This window comes from Legionella rowbothamii, from assembly GCF_900639985.1.
Taxonomy (GTDB): domain Bacteria; phylum Pseudomonadota; class Gammaproteobacteria; order Legionellales; family Legionellaceae; genus Legionella; species Legionella rowbothamii.
Genome location: NZ_CAAAIM010000016.1, coordinates 18,152 through 36,099, shown reverse-complemented (window position 1 = coordinate 36,099; position 17,948 = coordinate 18,152). Strand labels below are relative to the sequence as shown.

Sequence of the window (17,948 nt, the reverse complement as noted above, 5' to 3'; positions counted from 1 at the left end):
TAAGTCTTGGTGTAACATCAGCTCTTCTTGGCTGGTGTGAATATCGTGATAAAGTATAGGAAGCATAAGTATCCTTAGTTTAAATAAAAAACCGAGCAGCAAATCTAATTCAGAGAGCGCCCGCACCAAAGTCACGAGCCGTATTGGCTTTGCCTTGAACGACCTTTCTGTCGTTTCGTAATTCGTCACTTCCAAAGTGGAGGAACATGCCCCATTGCTTCACTGCGGTAAGGACCTATTCTGATGACTGTTTAAAAACACCTCTCTAAATTGTTGATGCCCCTAAGACCTAATCTAATGCGTGAGGAACGTTTCATACGGAATTAATTTAGTCCAATAAAATCCAATCTGGATAAATATTAATGATATTGATTTAAATTGAGAATGCCTGCTTTGGAAATTAATTTATTCCTAAATGGAAATTTTGATGATGCCTTCAAGCCCAAAGGCCTTGAGGGGGTTAGGGTATGCTGATCTTTGCTGAGCATATGATGTAATTCAATGCCAGCCAATGCGGCATCGGTGGAGTGAAAAGCCCTTCATTGACTTAGTAATTTTTTAATCAATGGATGGTCTTGTTCAACAATCTTATTTAGGTATTTGATTTGAAGAACGGCAATTGGGGCAACACGCCACCGACCATAAACAAAAGCACCAACTGAATATTAATCGAATCAATGCCCACTTTATTGGCGCCCTTTTATCTATAGATACTTTATCTGGTAAGCCGTTAGAACCGATAGCCTTCTCAAAAAATGGCATCGTCAAATGAACTTATGCAAAGGAATCTAACTGCAGATTTGTAGCATGTCCTCTTTACTACATCCCTGAATAAAAGGCCTGATTTACATCCTCTTCAGCTGAACATTGTTGTTTTATATCCGTATATTTTACTTTAAAGTCATTAAAAGGGTCTGCATTGCCGGTCTTATCAATTAGTGCACTAAGAGGTTTATCATCCAACGCAGCCTTTATTATTCCCCCTAAACGCTCCCGGTTTAACGCGCTTTGGTGAATATCCAACGATGACTCCACGGCATTGCCCAGCAAAACATCAATCAACGCATCTGCAGCGTCAATTTCTTTAAGTAATTCTTCATGGAGATGGAAATCCGGTACAAATAGTAACATACAACGATACTGATTAAGATGATCGATTAACTCGGCATTTACCTCAGATGGAACATAATTCGATTTGCAAAACTCATTTGATTGAGAGGGTATAAATCCTTGTGTAGTTGCGATTTGAATAGAGTCTCGTAATTCCGGAGATAGCTGCAAAATTTTTTCTTTTACCTCGGACGCCGTTAGGTTTTGATTTTTGGGAATAAGAATAACTGAAGCTTTCAAATCTTCACTATGAGCAAGTTCAAGGAATTTTAAATTAGCTAAAGAACTACGATAACAAAAACTAGTTATATTCCCAACCACCATTATAAATCCATCATCATGAGTCAGCTCCTTTATATGCTGCCACCCCATTTCCCCGTCAATTTTAAAGAGCGCTCTCGATGGCTTATTTAAGTTGTAAACATCCGAAGGCAAAAACTCTAAAATGGTTAACTGGAATTTATTTTTTAAATAATCTGGCACAGAGTGCTTCGTGATATCCATACAAAGATCGGGTTCTAATTTTGGCAAGATGTCAATAGTAAAAAAAATATCTCTTGATGGATGTATTTTATGATCACACTCACTATTGTTGTGTGAGCAACCAATAACTACCGCTTGTGTGGTACTAGCCTTCTCATTAACAGTATCTAACTTTGTGTCCATAGTAATCAATTTGTGAAATAGTAAGCATTCTTAATGTATAGCACTATCTTATAAATTAAGCTTATGTGTGAGTAGTAAAGATGCAACTCGTGATTGATAATGCGCGGGCAACTCTCTTTTTGAGCACGTTCAACTCCAATGGATAACGGTATGTTGTCAGCTTCCTTCCTAGTATCACGATCTTCCTGAAAATAAAATATAGTCTAGCGCAAAAGTTAACTTGACGAGGCCAGTGGCTTTCATAATGGATTATGCTGATACGTGAACGAGGCCTTGAACTGGCTCACACTACTATATACCGCGGGGTTCAGCACTATGCTCCCAAACTTAAAAAGTGACTTGAATAGCATAGGAAACGCTATTCAAGACGTTGGCATTTGGATGAGACGTACATCAAAATAACGGCTAAACTGTTTATTAAAAATTTAATTAAGAGTAATCCGACGTGCGATGAGCGTAATTAATATGGATAAAAATTAAGCCTACGGTCTAGGGATTAAAGCGTTAAAACGGAGCAACTCTAATTATGAGATTATTTGCACGGGAGCCGCTATTTATAATACATTTAGCAAAATTGACTCTCGACTTTATTATTGGATTTATATGAGCACATCTCAATATAGATTGGAAGAACTGTTACAACAGGCTCATCTAACAACCTTTCTAGCTAAAAACGCCTATCCAGAAGAACGCTTAACTGGGCCTAGTCTCTATCAGGCCTTTCTGCCAGCCTCCAAAACAATTAGCAACGAGCGTAATTCCTCTGCATCGTTTGATGAAAAGGTATGGGGTGAGGACGGACTTAATACTGCTCGCGAGGCTGCCGAGAAACTTAAAGGGAAGCAATTTCTTAATCTCTTACAGTTCTACACTTTTATAGCGAAGAAAAGAGCTAACTATGAATATAAAAAGACCAGAAAAGCTGCGTCTTTTGCGTTTGGTTCATTCCGGGACACTGATGAGGGTTGTCATATGGAGCTTAGTACCTGTTTAGGCAAAGACGACGAATATAAAGACCAATATGGCTATATGCTAGAATTACTTCAGATTTTTTTTCCGAAGCCCGATATAAAGAAGGTGAATGTATTTGATAAGAACTTTAGAAGAGTTGAGGCTGAGATGAGCATCTTTGTTATCAGGGGTACCGTTCGCCGTGAAAAAGATAAAAATCCATATTCATTTAAGGAGCCAGGAGAATATGAGCGCCCCTTTACTACAATAAAAACCTATAAAAGTCCCTGTGATGGCGTAGAATTTATTTACTTGTTGCATCCCAATCTTGAACGTTATGAGCTTGATGAGTTTTTTAATCTTGTCGAAGCAAAATTCCCCGACTTGTACGACTTAACCAATCGAGAAAAGTCTATCAATTCTTTAGCGGAAATTGTGTGGACCCTTGCTCAAGCCGTACCTACAAAACGAGGCAATGCCTCAATCATCGAACGCCTCTATCGCAGTGTGCAGTTAATTCATGATGAGCATTATTTACCGCATTACCGTTTTCCACTTAATATAGATTTATTGGCCATTGTTACTCCCTCTGCAGAACAATTTAGACAAATCTTTGGAGCCCTTTTCTATGATAAGGATATGCTCTCCTTGATCGATAAAAATCTGGACAATATTCAGATTTTTTTACAATCTTCCCAAGTGCCGCATAACGAGTTAACCGCATTACAGCTTCAATTAAATGGGTTAAAAGAGAAATTTAGATCTAAGGAACAATTTGTCAAGCAAGCGCAAATAGTATTGCAAGGAAAGGATAGATTCCGCTATTTTAATTCTCCCTCTTCAGACAATAGTCCAAATACAGATGCAGATCTCATTCTGTCGCAAAAATATTTTTAGGCTACGAACCCTGAGGGCATCACTTTTATTCATAGAGGATTGCCCCAAATATCACAAAGAATTGTGTTTAGATTAATCGGAATATTAATGCGTTTTCTGATGATTTGCTCCAATAGGTTGTGTCTCAAAAATTTTTCCAGCAGCTAACGTATAGAATTGTTCAAAGAGCGTCATTTTTTCCATACGCTCGCAATTATCCGTGAGGGCTAACGTTAAGATAAAGAGTTTACCTCGATATCTTAAGCTCTTTGCACAATTCCCCAACATTTGTCTCTTTGTCTTTCATTAACGCCTGTGCCAAACGAATCTGATTTCTAGTCAATTAAAATTTTCGTGCGCCTTTTTTCCTCTTGCCCTTGCTGATCGAATACCAGCAAGGGAGGAACCACCAGAAAATCACTCATTTTCTTTGTGATTTGAAATAAGGAAGAAATCATGGCTAATCAAAGCACAAAATTACTGGTTGAGCAAATCAACACAAACTCATAAGGCATCGACAACTAAACTTGTGAACCGGAAAAAAGTAGTGTTGTTGACGATATCTTTAAGAGTTACTTAATAATCGAATGGTACAATTTAACCCACTTTGAACAAATAATAAGAAACCTATGAGACTGAAGGAATTGTTAGAAAATTATCTACAAACTTCTTACGATAAAGCAGATTCTGTTACTTACATCTCGAAACATAAACTGGATAGTGAAATTCCACAGGGAATTATTGAGTTTATTGAAAAAATTAACGGCGATGAGTTGATAAAAGATAAAGAATTCCATCTGTTCTCAAAGCAATTATCTAAACTGAATGAAAAAGCGAAAGAGTGCATAATCCATTTACTTTCTTCCATAAGTTTTAATAAGTATAATGAACATAAAAAAAACATTAAAAATGAGATTACTCGTATTGAGCTCAGCCTGGCAGAAGGCAAAAAACTGCCTAAAAGCTCAGGAAAAAACCACCAAAAGTACCTTGGACTATTCAATTGTTATCAGCTCTTTGCTCATCACGTTTCTATATATGAGGGAAGCAATTACTTCACCTATCCTGGGGTGACTCGTAAAAAGCTAAATAATATTATCATTAAGATACCCTTTGCACTTAATATACTAAGATTAGTTGGAACGCTACCTACGACTGATAATTTCAATGGATTTAATCTAAGCACTCCCTTTTATCCTTTACAATTAGACATTCGCCAAAAAAGAGTAATTTGCTTAAAAAAAGGGATTAAGCCCAGCGATGACTACTTTCCATATAAAATGGTAAAAAAAATCACTATAGGAGATACTGGTGATACTACTTTTGTCGCTACGAATGGTAAGAAGATACTTTTTGTACGTGGAGTAGATGATTATTCTCCTGATGCTGTTCTGGCTTCTAAAATTGCTACTTTAGTCAGCCCTCACCATTTCTCTTCCGAACGCTTGTTAGATAATCGCTTGGTTGGCTCACGGAGAATGGCTAACTATGCTGTCTCTTTAGCAGATGACTGTACCCTCGATCTAAGAAAAAGATATATAGAACAAGAAAATAGAATATTTCCGGGTTCGGGTATTATTGATGAAGTGACCAATTTTATTGATGAAACGGATCCAAACATTGAAAATTTTGGCTTTTCCTCCATAGATGTCTATCAAAGCCACCTAACTAAAATTGATTTTGATAGATGTAGTGTTACTTCAAAAATTTCAAAAAAAGAATACGAACGTGATATATTAACTCGCTCTACGTGGGGAATTTATCGCAACCCACCTCATATACAGAGTGATCCTGCTTATATCAAAGAGAAATTATTTGCTCGACTAAAACTCTCAATGCTTCACAAAGAATTACTCCGCTCTCTTTCTGATAAAGCATTTGCCCCAGAGGATGCTCAATTAAGAGATAGAGCAGTTAAGGAATGCATGAACCGCAGCAATATCGCATTAAAGCTATTTTTTAAACATGCTCGAGTTAAAAATTTTCTTCACCAAAATCCTACAATACTTAACCAATGCTATCATCAAATCGTAGAGTATATCTCAACTCATTTTGTAGAGGAGGAACAAGAGCCATTAAAATATTCATTAAGGAAGCAAGTTGAGACTATTCAGATTAAAGTTAAGAAAAAATTAGGTATAAAGTTAACGCTGACTGATTATGTAAAATCAGAAATTGAAGCCTTATCCACTGTAGCAGAACATCAGATAGTGGCTCAATATAGTAATCCTTTTATAGAAGCAAAGCCTCTAAGAACGAAGGCTGAGTCTGGAGTTGCAAAATCTGAAAGCTCTTTTTTATCAAGAAATTGGCTAAAACTGTTAGATATAACAACCATTGGTAAAAAGACAGCTAATGAGGAGCATCGAACCTCCAATGCTGAGAACACTGACAATGAAGATGCTCTAAAACCTTCTCCCGAGGTACAAAACTTGATCCAGCAAGTTGAAGTTAGTAGGCAACTGCTTGATAATGAGATGGCTAGAGCAGAAAATGCACTTGTTCAGCTCCATAAAAAATCAAAAAACAAAAGCGAAGACCCTGAACATAATGATGTATCCAGCAAATATTGAATCAGATAGGAAATGGAAATGAATGGTCTAAAGTTTTTTAAAAAAACCTTTGATGCTCTGGAAAACCAAGCTAGAGCAGAGGATCTTGTTCAGATGCAGCAAGTGAGCACGCAATTACATGCTGCGCTAGATAAATATAAAGAGTGGGTAAATAATAGTTTTGATTTATTATGGGATAAACGGAATCAATATAATCAATTTTTAGAAGATAATATTAGTCATTCTCATTTAAATCCCGAGCAATACAAGCAAATCAAAACACAATTTAAACAACTTGAGTGCGATATTAACGCTTTAAGCGATTTCCTTAAAGAAATAAATCCTGAAGTGACAATTGCGTACTATGAGAAAAAACTAAGCTCTATCAATGAGCAAATTCACGCTCTTAAGCGAACAGCATCATGCACACTATAAAATGGCAAGTGGGTTGTTAATAGCGCTGCCTGGCATCTTCAAGTTAACTTCTGAGCCGCAAAAAGATCGGTTAATACATTTTAGTCGCAACGAATCTCCGCAGCGGCCATCTAAATCTCTTTAGCTTTATGAAATTGGATTCTTCGTTGATGAACGGAGTGTGTGTAACGCCCAACAGCGAGCGTGAAGATATTTTCCGGTTATTGAGTCCTTATGTGATCGATGCTCGGTGCCTTGACACACCTGGCGAATTCGTTTTGTGTAACTCCTTAGTTTGTCCGTAATGATAACCCGGGAGATAGGTGTTTAATAGACGAGCCAGGAAGCGGATTGCAGCTTTTTTATTGCGCCGTTTTTGTAGAAATACATCCATTCAAAACTGTCTTCTTCCACGGCACACTATAAATAATAGGTTTCGCTATTGATGCACAGCTGTTGCTCATCTCAATGCCATTTATCTGATGACATGGGTTCACGTTTCTTAATAAACTGGGTAACGATATCTTTTCGTCTTTCTTTCCAGATCGAAAATGATTTTTTTATGTAAAAAAAGGAAGTTATTCCTCTAGAAAAAAAGGCTATAATTAAACTTAATGGTTGAAAAATATAATCATAAGGATAAATTTCAAATGGAATTTCCAGGTGTTTCCCAAGCGCAGATAGAAGAAAAACTGGTCACCGAATCCTATAAGAATTATTCAATTTTAATCGTGGGTGATTTTTTTGCTGCAGTCTTATTCGCCTTTATTCTCTGGGATAAAGTTAGTACTCCTCGCTTTGTGGCCATATGGCTCCTATTGATGTTCGCGGTTAATCATCTGCTAAGAGGTCTATTTGTTCTTAAATATCATCAATTAATAAAACAAGGCAATTTGCGTCATGGACGTTTTTGGAAAAATTTTTTTATACTAAATCAGTTAATATCTGCTATTTTTTGGGCTACAGGAGGATTATTCTTTATTTTGGTCGATGACCCACTTACGCGTTTAGTTATTTTTGTGTATCTCACGGGTTTGCTCGGAGCACCAGTGTCTAAATTAATAACTTTTCATTTAGCATACATAAGTTTTATGCTCCCCATCTTGTTGGTAATGCTCTTGTTGTCGTTGTCTATTTCACCATCACTGTCAATTTTTCTATTGTTGGCTGCGTTACTTTATTTTACTGTAATGCTCCTAAGTGCTGATGTAGCTCATCAAACATTAATAAAAACACTTTACTTAGAAATATACAGCTCTAATCTTTTATCTGATTTAAAACGCAGTGAAGCAAATTTTCGTAACACGATTGAAAATGCCCCCATTGGAATGGCACTTGTCTCACCAGAAGGAGAATGTTTACATGCCAATCAGACACTACAAGATACCTTAGGTTATAGTAATGCTGAATTGTGTAGCAGAAGCATGTTCGATATTACCTACCCCTCTGATATGTCTATGACTAGAGACGCCATGAGCAAACTAATTAAGGGAGAAATGCGTATTGCTCACTTGGAAAAACGTTATATTCGTAAAGATGGTCGCATTATCTGGGCCATGGTCAGTTACTCACTAATTCGAGACGAACAGGGACTCCCGCTTAATTTTATTATACAAATTAAAGATGTTAGTGATCGCATACAAAATGAAGAAAAAATGCGACAGCTTAATGAGAGAACCATGGTGACTCTAAATGAATTAAAACTACTTGAACATGATGAAAATTTATTAAATAAATTAAATCGTTCCTTGCAAATTTGCGTTTCAGGAGAAGAAGCGTACCCACGAATCAATTTAATAGCACAAGAGTTATTTCCTGAATTAAGTGGTGGTTTATCTGTTTTTAATCAATCTGCTAATCAACTCGAAACGGTATTTCAGTGGGGGCCAGATCAATTATTGCCAAAGTTATTTTTTCCAATAGATTGTTTTGCAATCCGCGAAGCGAATACTATTCTTGTTGATGACCCGCAGAAAGCAGTACCTTGTAACCATTATTTAACAGCTCCGCAAGGAGGCTATATGGGATTACCGCTATTGGTGCATAATGACCTAATTGGTGTCATTCATTTAGTGACAGCAAAAGGGAAAAAACTAACACAACACCAACAGGATATAGCAACTTCATTTGGCAATATTGTTAAACTTGCATTAGCTAATATTAATTTACGTGCCTCATTAAGTGAACTTACACTACATGATCCTTTAACTAATTTATATAATCGGCGGTATTTAAATGAGTTTTTATCGCGCGAATTAATTCGAATCGCACGCGAAAAAAATACACTATGCGTGGCAATGCTGGATATCGATAATTTCAAGAATTTTAATGATACCTACAGTCACTTAGCCGGTGATGAAATTCTTAAATCAATAGGGAGATTATTGATCAGTAAATTTCGTGAAAGTGATATTTCTTTTCGTTTTGGTGGCGAGGAGTTTACTGTGATATTACCAAATATGACCTTAGATAATGCCTTTGACAGAATGGATCAATTCCGCGAGCAGTTAAAAAATACAATAGCTTATTATAAAAACAGACCATTACCAAGCATTACCGTTTCGATTGGAATAGCAGAAGCCCCACGACATGGAGCTACCATTGAAGAGATAATAAAAGCCGCAGACCATGCACTTTATGCGGCTAAAGAAGCAGGTAAAGATAGAGTCAAATCCTATATATGACCTCCGGAGTGAGTAGACCGATTGGATAACTTCAACCAGCCCGTCCTCAGAACCAGACGTGCAGAACTACAAACAGTTCTTCATTTGAGTATGTATCAATACCAATGTTCGTAACTGATTTCAAATTATGTATCCGAGTCTGGGAATTGATACCAAACGATCCATAAAATTATTATTGTCTTTAAGAAAGTTAAAAGAACCCCCTAATAATAAAGCCTGTTGCCTAGGCACATGCTGATGAGCGAGAGCTACAGAAAACAAACCCACACTATAATTATAGAAATGCTGATAAATTAATGATAATTTATCATGCTAATTCAATGGGATAACTATTAATAAGGATCTGCCAATGAGGGCTAGGGTTAATCAGAAAACATTATTTTTCAGCATTATTATATTTACCTTAGTCTTAATTAGACCTGCAATGGCATCTGCTCCATTATGGACGTATGAAGCCTTAACCGCTACAGCGTTTTCTTTATCTTCAAGTAGCAATGCCACTATTCAGTATAGAGTCACTAACCAGTCAAGAAGGATTCATACATTATCAATGACACCTATTACTGGTATAACTGCATCAGGCTGTGTTAATCCGCTTGAATTTCATCAATCCTGTATCCTTACTTTACAGGTTAATGGAAATTTTTTAACAAAAGATGTAGTTGGCGGCCCCTCCTTATGCCAGAATGGTAATCCCCTGATGTGCTATCAACCGGGCTTTAATGAGCAATTAAATATCCATCTGACTCCTTCATCTCCTGCTATCGCCACCCTACAATCCGATGTTTCCAGCCTAGGACTTTCAGTAAACGATACCATGTTGAACCCGGCACTCACAGGAAATCCACGTAGTATTACCATTACTAATACGGGAACATTGATTGCACTCAATGTGACTTATAGTATCATCCCGGCATTGCCCACAGGGACGACTATTTCTCCGGCTAATTGCGGGACGATGGCTCCGGGATCGTCTTGTATATTAACTGTAACACCAGGCATTACACCGAGCGTACCGCCGGGAGCAACTCCCCATCCAAGTATCATTACATTTCAGGGAAATAATACTAATTCAACTTCAGTAGCGGTAAATGTTGTGACTTATGGTAATGTATATCAGCAAGGATACGTTTTTGCAGTTGACGATACTCAGGGCTGTACCACAACTCCCTGCACCGGAAGTATTGGTGGGACCGTAGCTAGTATAACTGATCAAGCAGCACTTCACCCCAACGGCGTAATATGGTCTTCAAATGGCGATGGAGGAGCCAGTGCAAATGTATCCAATGATGTTATTCCGGGTATAGACCCCTTTTCTACTACCCTCCTCAGCTCACCAACCTATGCCGATATGGTATTAAATTTTAATGGAAATTACGGCGGGTTTACTCCTCCTTCATCTACATTATTCTCTTCATGTAATGGCGGTAGTAATGGTGATTGTAACTCTAAAAATATAATGGCTTTTTACGATTACATCCTTACAGGTACACCCACCCATTATGGTGTAACTCCCTTACAGTTTTATGCTGCTGGCAGATGTCATCTCTACAGCATAGACTCTAATGGGAATGTTCCCTGCAGCACAGGTACTTGTTACAGTGGATGGTATTTACCTGCAATTTGTGAAATGGGACCTGATTCAGGCAATCTTATTTGCCTTTTACTCCAACAGAATATGGTTAATAATCTTAGTCTCTTACTTGGTGACCCAGCGAGTCCAAATCCGTCTACTTCCTGCCCCTTAGGTTCTTCGTGTTTAGCCGGTCGTTACTGGAGTTCCACTGAGTACTCCACATTCCCTTCTAACAGTGCATGGTATCAAGGCTTTGAAATGGGCGGAGTAAGCCTTCAATCTATTCATTCTAAAAGCGAACAGGACGCTGTACGATGTGTGCGCGCATTAACTCCTTAATGCAGAATAATATGAGTTCATCGAAATTACATTTGCATTTTATTGCGAGTGCATTTGCAAAATATTGTGAGTCCAGCTGATTCTGTTTGCGAGTACTAACAGTTTTGGATTGAAACCGAAGAAATCGATGTGGACACCCAGACGGATGAGGAAACTAACAGTACCAGCGTCCGTTTAGGTGAAGGGCGTATGGTAGTCAAAAAGCATCGTATGGCGCGAGACATTCATGGCGAATTAAAGGATGTGGGCAATGAAGAAGAAGGCTGGCCTATTTACGTGCTCACCCCTACTGAAATAGCTAATGTACTTGGGAAACAGAAAATAATTCCTGGCCATGCCATGATTTTTAATACCGAATCCTAAAAGATTCTTTATTGGGAATAATAATACGCTCATTAAAGAACATGAGGCGAAAATCATCCCCAAAAACATAGCTCGTCTTTACAATCTACCTCGAGCTAACGGTTTATCCACGCTCACCACTAACAATACCCATTTATTAGTGAAACTCACCCGAGATGTAGCGAAGCAAACAAAGATGTCTCACAAGTATTCCCCTGAATTTATTTTTGCGCATGACTTTACCCGGTTCCGTTGCAAAAGCAAAACCCTGTACAAAAATACATCTATCTAGATAGATCTCAGTCCGATTGCCATACATCCAGATATTGAACTGTCCTTTTTTAAACAGGTGCATAATTTAAAAGCCCCTGATGGTTGCATAAGCAGTTTTCATAGATTGAAACCCTCTGAGCGGATGGATAAGACGCTTGAGCTTTCTGGGGTCTGCCTTCAAGCCGATTATTGCGGTATTTTATCTGCAGATGGCTTACATGATAGGCCAGATTTCCTTCCTGCTTTAGTTCTTTAATGGCCTGGCCATAGGCTGGATTTTTATCGGTATCGATAACACTGACATCACAGGTTGCGTAGGGTTAGATTTGATGAGCTTCTTCAGGAAGCGTTTCGCAGCTTTCGCATTCCTGCGGTGGGAAAGGTAAAAATCAATCGTATTGCCTTGTCATCAATTGCTCGATATAGGTATTTCCATTCGCCTTTTATCTTGATATAGGTTTCATCAAGGCGCCATCAACTGGCGTAGCGTTTCTTATGCCACTCCAGTCGTTTTTTTAATTTCGGGACATAATGTTGAACCCAGCGATAAAGCGTAGTGTGCTCTATAGAAAGACCACGTTCTGCCATCATTTCTTCCAAATCCCTGTAACTAATCCCGTATTTACAATACCAACACGCAGAGTGCAATATTGCTTCACCATGAAAATGACGCCATTTAAATGCTGCAGGTTTCGTTGAGCGCATTTGAGATCTCAGTTAATAGTTTTAGCTAGAAGCATAAACTATGGTTCGTTTTTACAACGGATCCCGTCAAATACATCAATCTAGTTCCAACTCTCACCGTTCTAGGAACTACCTCCAATAATTCAGTTAAATAGTGGTTCACTATTTCCTGTTGATTTTGCATCACAGCGCAAGTTCAGGAGCATAAGGCCTAGTAAAGCCATTCCTCTTTTTATCCAGGCAAGATTCTTCTTGCTTTAAATATTCAGTTGCTTCAACGACAAGCGGTAATACCCGTTAAAACATGTTAGTAAAGTTCTGGATTCCTTAAAGAGTTTTGGTTTTTTCGGAGCATTCATCATTAATATCCTCAATACATTGCGAGGGGGGTATTACCTCAGAGCTGAAAAATCGGCTAACCGCTTGACTAACTTTCATTAAACGAGGAAGAGGTGCGGCATTTTGTTGCTGGCTAAATCCTATATCTAAAACTTGTTTGAGTCCTGCAATGAGAGCAACATGGGCTATTAATACATAAAGATCGTTTATGACAGCTGTCGCAACTAAATTTTCAATTATGGCATGAAGCTCTGATGAGGCTAGTTGTGTTGAACGATAAAATTTCACTCCTTTGACTTCTTTAGTAAAAAGTCCCCATTTATTTAAAAACTCTGTATGATTGGTCGCCATATTCAGTGCCGCTAAGGCACGAGCCGCACGCAAAGGATGCTCGTCCTGAGCAGGAAGAAATGCTAATTCCGCTACCAGGGCTGCTTCATAATTATTTAGCTTTTCTTTTAAATCTTCAGCTTTTAAGTGATACCTTTTCATAATCCTTATTAAATAGGAATCTTCTTGGCGCAATTGCTTGAAAATAATATGAATCTGTTCTTGGCGTTCAAAACAGGCTAATTTCTCAAAGGTAATGACCGAAACTGTATTTAACTTATGCTCGGCTAAATAATGTTTAATCAACTTTTGATGTTCTAATGAGTCGGTTGCAATCATTAGGATATCTTTGCCAAGTTTTAAAGGCTCTTCTGTTCGGTACTCCATGGAGCTAGGATTATGTATCACCAATTTTGTTTCTTCATCGCAGATGAAAATAATAGGAAAAGGCTCGTCGATGAAAGATTGAAAAATCGTATTAGAAAAAATATCTACTGCGTTTTTAGACAGAAGGTTCTCTAATATAGGGAGTCGTCTTTGCAATGCCAGGCTTTGCTCTAACACATAATCGTGAAGCCTCTTAAAAAAAGAGTTCGATGCATTTTGCTCTAGAAGGTCGGACAAAAAAAATTCAATCCTACAATCAGCAGCATTTCTCAACATTTGGTAGCCTAAAGAGGTCGCGGTATATCCAAAATGAGAATTACCATGTCTAGAATGAGTGATTTTAAAAATAATCGTTTCATCTAAAACGACATTTCTCGAATGAGAATTATATTTACATCTCACGATAGACGTTTCTGGTAGTTTCAGTAAATGCGCAACGCTTTCTAGCTCTGAGATAGAAACATTTGGATTTTCATAAATGGCTTTTATATCTATTTTAGTTTCGATTATTTTTTTTAATATATTTTCAGCTGTTAAATGTGTATAAATAGAGTCAATCGTATCTTTTTTCGCCATGGGATCAAGTCTATCAAGTAATTCATAGTCTGGATTTATTTTGCTTCCAAGCAGTAAAATCAAATATAAAAATTGCAAAGACGCTTGGATTTGTTGGTATACAGTATCAAGCTCTTCCTGCGTGATCCATTCAGAATTATCAATTCCTATCTGCTTTAACCTGGCAATATAAATTAGCATCAAATTAATATTAGAAAATAAAGTTCCAACCCCAGACTTAATATTTTCTTGGGCAAGCGTGATCATCTGTTCTTTATTGGATAAAACTTTCATGAAAGCATATCTTTGAACATCATTAAGGGAATAATGCTTTCCAACTAACCTCCCAAAAGCTAGTCTTGATTCCGCGCTTATCGTATCTAAACCTCCCCTAGTTAGCTCACCGCCGAAGGGTGCTATTTGGTATTGTTCTATCGTCCAAAGGGGGGAAAACAAAGTAAAGTCTGTATGAATTAACTGTGCTAATACAGAGGAGTTAGTACCGTGTATAAATAGATTTGTGGTTTTATCGTGCATTTTAAACATCCTACTAATAGACTAATTTTTAAGCCAAAATCCATTTTAATTTTTGTTTGTAAAATATACAAACAGTAAAGGAATTGAAACCCAAATCAAGGGATTCACGCTGATTGGGAGGGCTGCTAAGGCTTGCGCTAATTCAGAGCCGCTTTTTTTTCAAAATCATTAAAGTATGTATATGTGCTGCATCAAATGCTCCTAGGCGAATTATTACTACTGATGTAATTACCATTGATATCGAAAATAAAATGATTCTTTGTGCTCTTAGGGCCAGTTTTAGACATTAGGAACTTATGTATAACATCACAGATTTCCCAGGGTCCTTATTAGTAGAGCTTGTGATTAACAGGTGATTCCTTTGTTTAATGTTAACCCCATGTTGGCTAAATAGTAGCAACATTGCTTTAAATTGAGAATGCACTCATTTGGAAATTAATGTATTCTCAAATGGAAATTTTATGATGTCGAGAGCTTGAAGGTTATAGGAAATTCAAAAGGAAAATACAGTATAAACTATGCATTAGTATGAGCACCGTCAACTAAACTTTGAGCCACAACGTGGTTTATTTGGTTCCGTCGAAAATAGTAAATAGGAATTACAGTGTTCTACCTAAAAATTTAAAAATGATTTTGCCAATGCTCCGTTTTAAAGGACGTCACTTTCCCAAAGATCCCATATTAATGTTCGTAAGATGGAGGCTTCGCACTCTAGCGACCATAAGTTTTAATATAAGGGTATAACTCGTCGCCTTCTACATCTGGATCTGAACCAGGTATTGGGTAAATCGAAATAGTTGAGAAGCAAAATCTACCTCACTATCATAAGAGCCATGATAGTTCTCTTCTAACAATTTAGTAGCATCTAAGATGCTATACATGGCCCTTGGCCTAAAAATAAATTAAAAAGATGAAATGATTTATTCATGGGCCTCTCCCGATTCAATTAAAAATAAATAGGTTGGATGTTATGACAATGAACATTCCCCTGACCGATTTTTACTATATGATAGTACATTTTTAAATACAGACATTTTTGCACCTGCTCCCCACGTAGAGTTTATCAACCCTCAAAAAAAGTAGTAACCTTTGATTGCTTACCAAATAACGCTTGCATACCTTTAGTCAATACCAAAGTTAGAAAAATTATTGAAACTGTAGTTCCTAATCAAGTACAGTTTATGAATGCAAATCTTCATTGCACAGATGGTATTTTAAGTAATACATATTTTTACATGATTATATTGCCTGCCATTAATGGTCTTGATCATGAAAAGTCCGTTTATTCAAAAACTCCAGGAGATGAGGATATTTTTTCGTTTGAACGTTCTATTTATAAAGAAAACGCTTTAAATGATTTTCATATTGCCAGATGTCGAATATGTTGTGAATCTTCTCGTTAGTGAACAGATTAATGCTGCTTTTGACGAAGAAAAAGTTAGTGAGGTTAAATTAATTCCCCCCAGAAGTTTGCTCTGGACGAGTAAAGCGGAAGCCAGCCTGCACCAATGACTCTACGGCTGCATAAAGATTTACTCCGCATCCCTTCGGGCTGTCTACGTAAATCGCAGCCCATCGCGGTCTCCTTGCCTCGGCGTCCCCTTCCGTGGCGAGCAGTACTTGTCGAGTTTTAGATGTGGATGCCCTTTTATTAAAAAAATTTTTACGATAGCCCCCTTAAAATGACATATACTACTTATATTATTGTAAAGTACTTAACGGAGTAAGAAATGAGCAAATCTCCACATGACTTAGAAAGTGAGTTGAAAAAAGACGCAGAACTGAAAAAATTTTTTGCGTTACACGAGAATAATAAAAAAACAGCAAAAGAAGTAGAAGAATATAATTTGCTTTTAGCCACATATGGCAAAGAAATTCTTAAAAATCCAGACATTATAAAAGACCAGAAACAAGAGAATGTTAATTATCACGCTCCAAAGATGCAAAAAGATACTTATGAGCAGATTAAAAAAGATTACGAAGAAAGTAAACCAGGTAGAACAGTTGAAGAACAAGATGGACACGTTAGTTTTTCTTTTGAAAGCAAAGAAGAGGCCATTTCTTTTTTTAAAGGGCAAGCGGAAAAAGGTCGTGCATTCGAAGTTTATGATTCAGCAACGGATCACTGCATCCATTCTGATGGTAAGAATTTTGTCCATGGGACACTGAAAGAGGTTCAAGCATACAAGCAAAATCCAGAAGCGTTCAATTTAGGCAAAGATGGCGCTTTAAAAGCGAAAGAAGCAGAGGCACATGAGAGCATAACGATGAAGGCCATCGTCAACTAAACTTTGAGCTACACAGTATTTTATTTCAGGATGCTCGTGATGCTGGACAGGAAGCCGTAAAGATACCGTTTTAGCCATTGAAATTGATAAGCATTGCGGTATGGAGTTACTATCGGTTTAATGACAGTTACCGCGATGTATCGAAGCGATTATTGTCTCGAGAGATTGACGTGAGTTATGAAACGATACGCTAATGGTGCATTAAATTTGGCGCTTATTTTAAACATGTGATTAAGAAGAGAATGTTCAGACCATGGGGTAGATGGCACCTGGAGGAGCAGTAACTGCGCATTCGTAGCGCGACTTATTATCTATGGAGTGCCGTGGATGAGAGGGATTATGAGCTGAATGTATTTCTGCAAAAGCGGCGTAATAAAAAGGCGGCCATCCGCTTCCTGTCTCGTCTATTGAATGCCTATTCAAAGCCTCGGGTTATCATTACAGATACGCTCAGGAGCACCACAAAGCCAATTCGTCAGATGGGCAAAGGAGTAGAACATCGCTCGCATAAGGGGCTCAATAACCAGGTAGAGAATGCCCATCAGCTCACGCGCAGAAAAGAAAAATGCCTCAATCATTTGAAATCATCCGCAAGGGCACAAAGCGTCATCGCGCTCATAGGAACCATTAGAACCCTCTTTGCAGTAGCCATCGGGCACTACACCAATTCGGCTCATCAACGAAGAATCCAATTTCAAAAGGCTAAAAAATTTGGCAAGTTGCGGCTTCTGAGATGCTTTGCGCCTAAAACTCGACAAGCACTCTTTTCTTACGCTGTAAAAAGTTAAGTTGACGGCGCGACCCTCGATACAATAAGCGCTCCGATACATCCCGGTAACTGTCATTAAACAGATGATAACTCCATACCGCAATGCTTATCAGCTCCAATGGGTAACGGCATCTTTTCGGCTTCCTTCCTGGCATCACGATCTTCCTGAAAATAAAATATAGTCTAGCGCAAAAGTTAACTTGACGAGACCAGTGCTTTCATAATGGATTATGCTGATGCGCTCGATAAAACCTATTGCCTTTAAATGGAGACATA

At 37.8% G+C, this 17,948-nt stretch carries 13 protein-coding genes and 1 pseudogene; 10 read left to right on the top strand and 4 right to left on the bottom strand.

Going from position 1 to position 17,948, the window contains the following annotated elements; all coding sequences use genetic code 11:
- Positions 1 to 109 precede the first annotated feature (109 nt).
- Both E1P08_RS17850 and E1P08_RS16365 read right to left on the bottom strand, forming a co-directional pair.
- Positions 110 to 223: a DUF4116 domain-containing protein gene (locus E1P08_RS17850; protein WP_423202250.1), complete on the bottom strand. Its 114-nt coding sequence runs from the start codon at positions 221 to 223 to the stop codon at positions 110 to 112.
- A 596-nt stretch (positions 224 to 819) separates the two neighbouring features.
- On the bottom strand, positions 820 to 1,776 hold the full coding sequence (locus E1P08_RS16365) for a hypothetical protein (RefSeq protein WP_133138041.1): 957 nt from the start codon (positions 1,774 to 1,776) through the stop codon (positions 820 to 822).
- Between the two features lie 603 nt (positions 1,777 to 2,379).
- Between E1P08_RS16365 and E1P08_RS16360 the strand changes: the two genes are divergently transcribed.
- The 6 genes from E1P08_RS16360 to E1P08_RS16335 all read left to right on the top strand — a co-directional run bounded on the left by E1P08_RS16360 (position 2,380) and on the right by E1P08_RS16335 (position 11,531).
- Positions 2,380 to 3,624 carry a hypothetical protein gene (locus E1P08_RS16360; protein ID WP_133138040.1) on the top strand — a complete coding sequence of 415 codons (1,245 nt, stop codon included), beginning with the start codon at positions 2,380 to 2,382 and terminating at the stop codon, positions 3,622 to 3,624.
- 608 nt (positions 3,625 to 4,232) lie between these two features.
- On the top strand, positions 4,233 to 6,176 hold the full coding sequence (locus tag E1P08_RS16355; RefSeq protein ID WP_133138039.1) for a hypothetical protein: 1,944 nt from the start codon (positions 4,233 to 4,235) through the stop codon (positions 6,174 to 6,176).
- Positions 6,177 to 6,194: 18 nt separating this feature from the next.
- The gene (locus E1P08_RS16350) at positions 6,195 to 6,590 is read left to right on the top strand and encodes a DUF4411 family protein (RefSeq protein ID WP_165485223.1); all 396 of its coding nucleotides are present in this window, start codon (positions 6,195 to 6,197) and stop codon (positions 6,588 to 6,590) included.
- Positions 6,591 to 7,219: 629 nt separating this feature from the next.
- Entirely contained in the window at positions 7,220 to 9,253 is a 2,034-nt protein-coding gene (locus tag E1P08_RS16345) for a GGDEF domain-containing protein (RefSeq protein WP_133138037.1), read from the top strand.
- A gap of 349 nt (positions 9,254 to 9,602) precedes the next feature.
- Complete coding sequence (locus E1P08_RS16340; protein WP_133138036.1) at positions 9,603 to 11,168, top strand: hypothetical protein; 1,566 nt, start codon at positions 9,603 to 9,605, stop codon at positions 11,166 to 11,168.
- 129 nt (positions 11,169 to 11,297) lie between these two features.
- A complete protein-coding gene (locus tag E1P08_RS16335; protein ID WP_133138035.1) occupies positions 11,298 to 11,531 on the top strand; it encodes a hypothetical protein in 234 nt (77 codons plus the stop codon).
- A gap of 340 nt (positions 11,532 to 11,871) precedes the next feature.
- Here the strand turns inward: E1P08_RS16335 and E1P08_RS16330 are convergent.
- Together E1P08_RS16330 and E1P08_RS16325 are read right to left on the bottom strand one after the other, a co-directional pair.
- Positions 11,872 to 12,488, bottom strand: a pseudogene (locus E1P08_RS16330) (IS6 family transposase); the annotation flags it as partial.
- 306 nt (positions 12,489 to 12,794) lie between these two features.
- Positions 12,795 to 14,615 carry a hypothetical protein gene (locus tag E1P08_RS16325; protein WP_133138034.1) on the bottom strand — a complete coding sequence of 607 codons (1,821 nt, stop codon included), beginning with the start codon at positions 14,613 to 14,615 and terminating at the stop codon, positions 12,795 to 12,797.
- Between the two features lie 1,016 nt (positions 14,616 to 15,631).
- Here E1P08_RS16325 and E1P08_RS17845 point away from each other — a divergent pair.
- The 4 genes from E1P08_RS17845 to E1P08_RS16310 all read left to right on the top strand — a co-directional run bounded on the left by E1P08_RS17845 (position 15,632) and on the right by E1P08_RS16310 (position 17,691).
- Positions 15,632 to 16,018 (top strand): imm11 family protein, encoded by a 387-nt coding sequence (locus tag E1P08_RS17845; protein ID WP_423202251.1) that lies wholly within the window; start codon positions 15,632 to 15,634, stop codon positions 16,016 to 16,018.
- Entirely contained in the window at positions 15,969 to 16,127 is a 159-nt protein-coding gene (locus tag E1P08_RS17280; protein ID WP_165485222.1) for a hypothetical protein, read from the top strand. Before E1P08_RS17845 ends, E1P08_RS17280 begins: the two co-directional genes overlap by 50 nt.
- 218 nt (positions 16,128 to 16,345) lie before the next feature.
- On the top strand, positions 16,346 to 16,903 hold the full coding sequence (locus E1P08_RS16315) for a hypothetical protein (protein WP_133138033.1): 558 nt from the start codon (positions 16,346 to 16,348) through the stop codon (positions 16,901 to 16,903).
- Between the two features lie 323 nt (positions 16,904 to 17,226).
- Positions 17,227 to 17,691, top strand: a complete 465-nt coding sequence (locus E1P08_RS16310) for a DDE-type integrase/transposase/recombinase (protein ID WP_165485221.1) — start codon at positions 17,227 to 17,229, stop codon at positions 17,689 to 17,691.
- Positions 17,692 to 17,948 lie beyond the last annotated feature (257 nt).

What these genes read in the sequence shown, in the direction of transcription:
- E1P08_RS16365 (WP_133138041.1), bottom strand. Translation starts at nt 1,776, where the DNA reads ATGGACACAAAGTTAGATACTGTTAATGAGAAGGCTAGTACCACACAA.
- E1P08_RS16360 (WP_133138040.1), top strand. Translation starts at nt 2,380, where the DNA reads ATGAGCACATCTCAATATAGATTGGAAGAACTGTTACAACAGGCTCAT.
- E1P08_RS16355 (WP_133138039.1), top strand. Translation starts at nt 4,233, where the DNA reads ATGAGACTGAAGGAATTGTTAGAAAATTATCTACAAACTTCTTACGAT.
- E1P08_RS16350 (WP_165485223.1), top strand. Translation starts at nt 6,195, where the DNA reads ATGAATGGTCTAAAGTTTTTTAAAAAAACCTTTGATGCTCTGGAAAAC.
- E1P08_RS16345 (WP_133138037.1), top strand. Translation starts at nt 7,220, where the DNA reads ATGGAATTTCCAGGTGTTTCCCAAGCGCAGATAGAAGAAAAACTGGTC.
- E1P08_RS16340 (WP_133138036.1), top strand. Translation starts at nt 9,603, where the DNA reads ATGAGGGCTAGGGTTAATCAGAAAACATTATTTTTCAGCATTATTATA.
- E1P08_RS16325 (WP_133138034.1), bottom strand. Translation starts at nt 14,615, where the DNA reads ATGCACGATAAAACCACAAATCTATTTATACACGGTACTAACTCCTCT.
- E1P08_RS17280 (WP_165485222.1), top strand. Translation starts at nt 15,969, where the DNA reads ATGATTTTCATATTGCCAGATGTCGAATATGTTGTGAATCTTCTCGTT.
- E1P08_RS16315 (WP_133138033.1), top strand. Translation starts at nt 16,346, where the DNA reads ATGAGCAAATCTCCACATGACTTAGAAAGTGAGTTGAAAAAAGACGCA.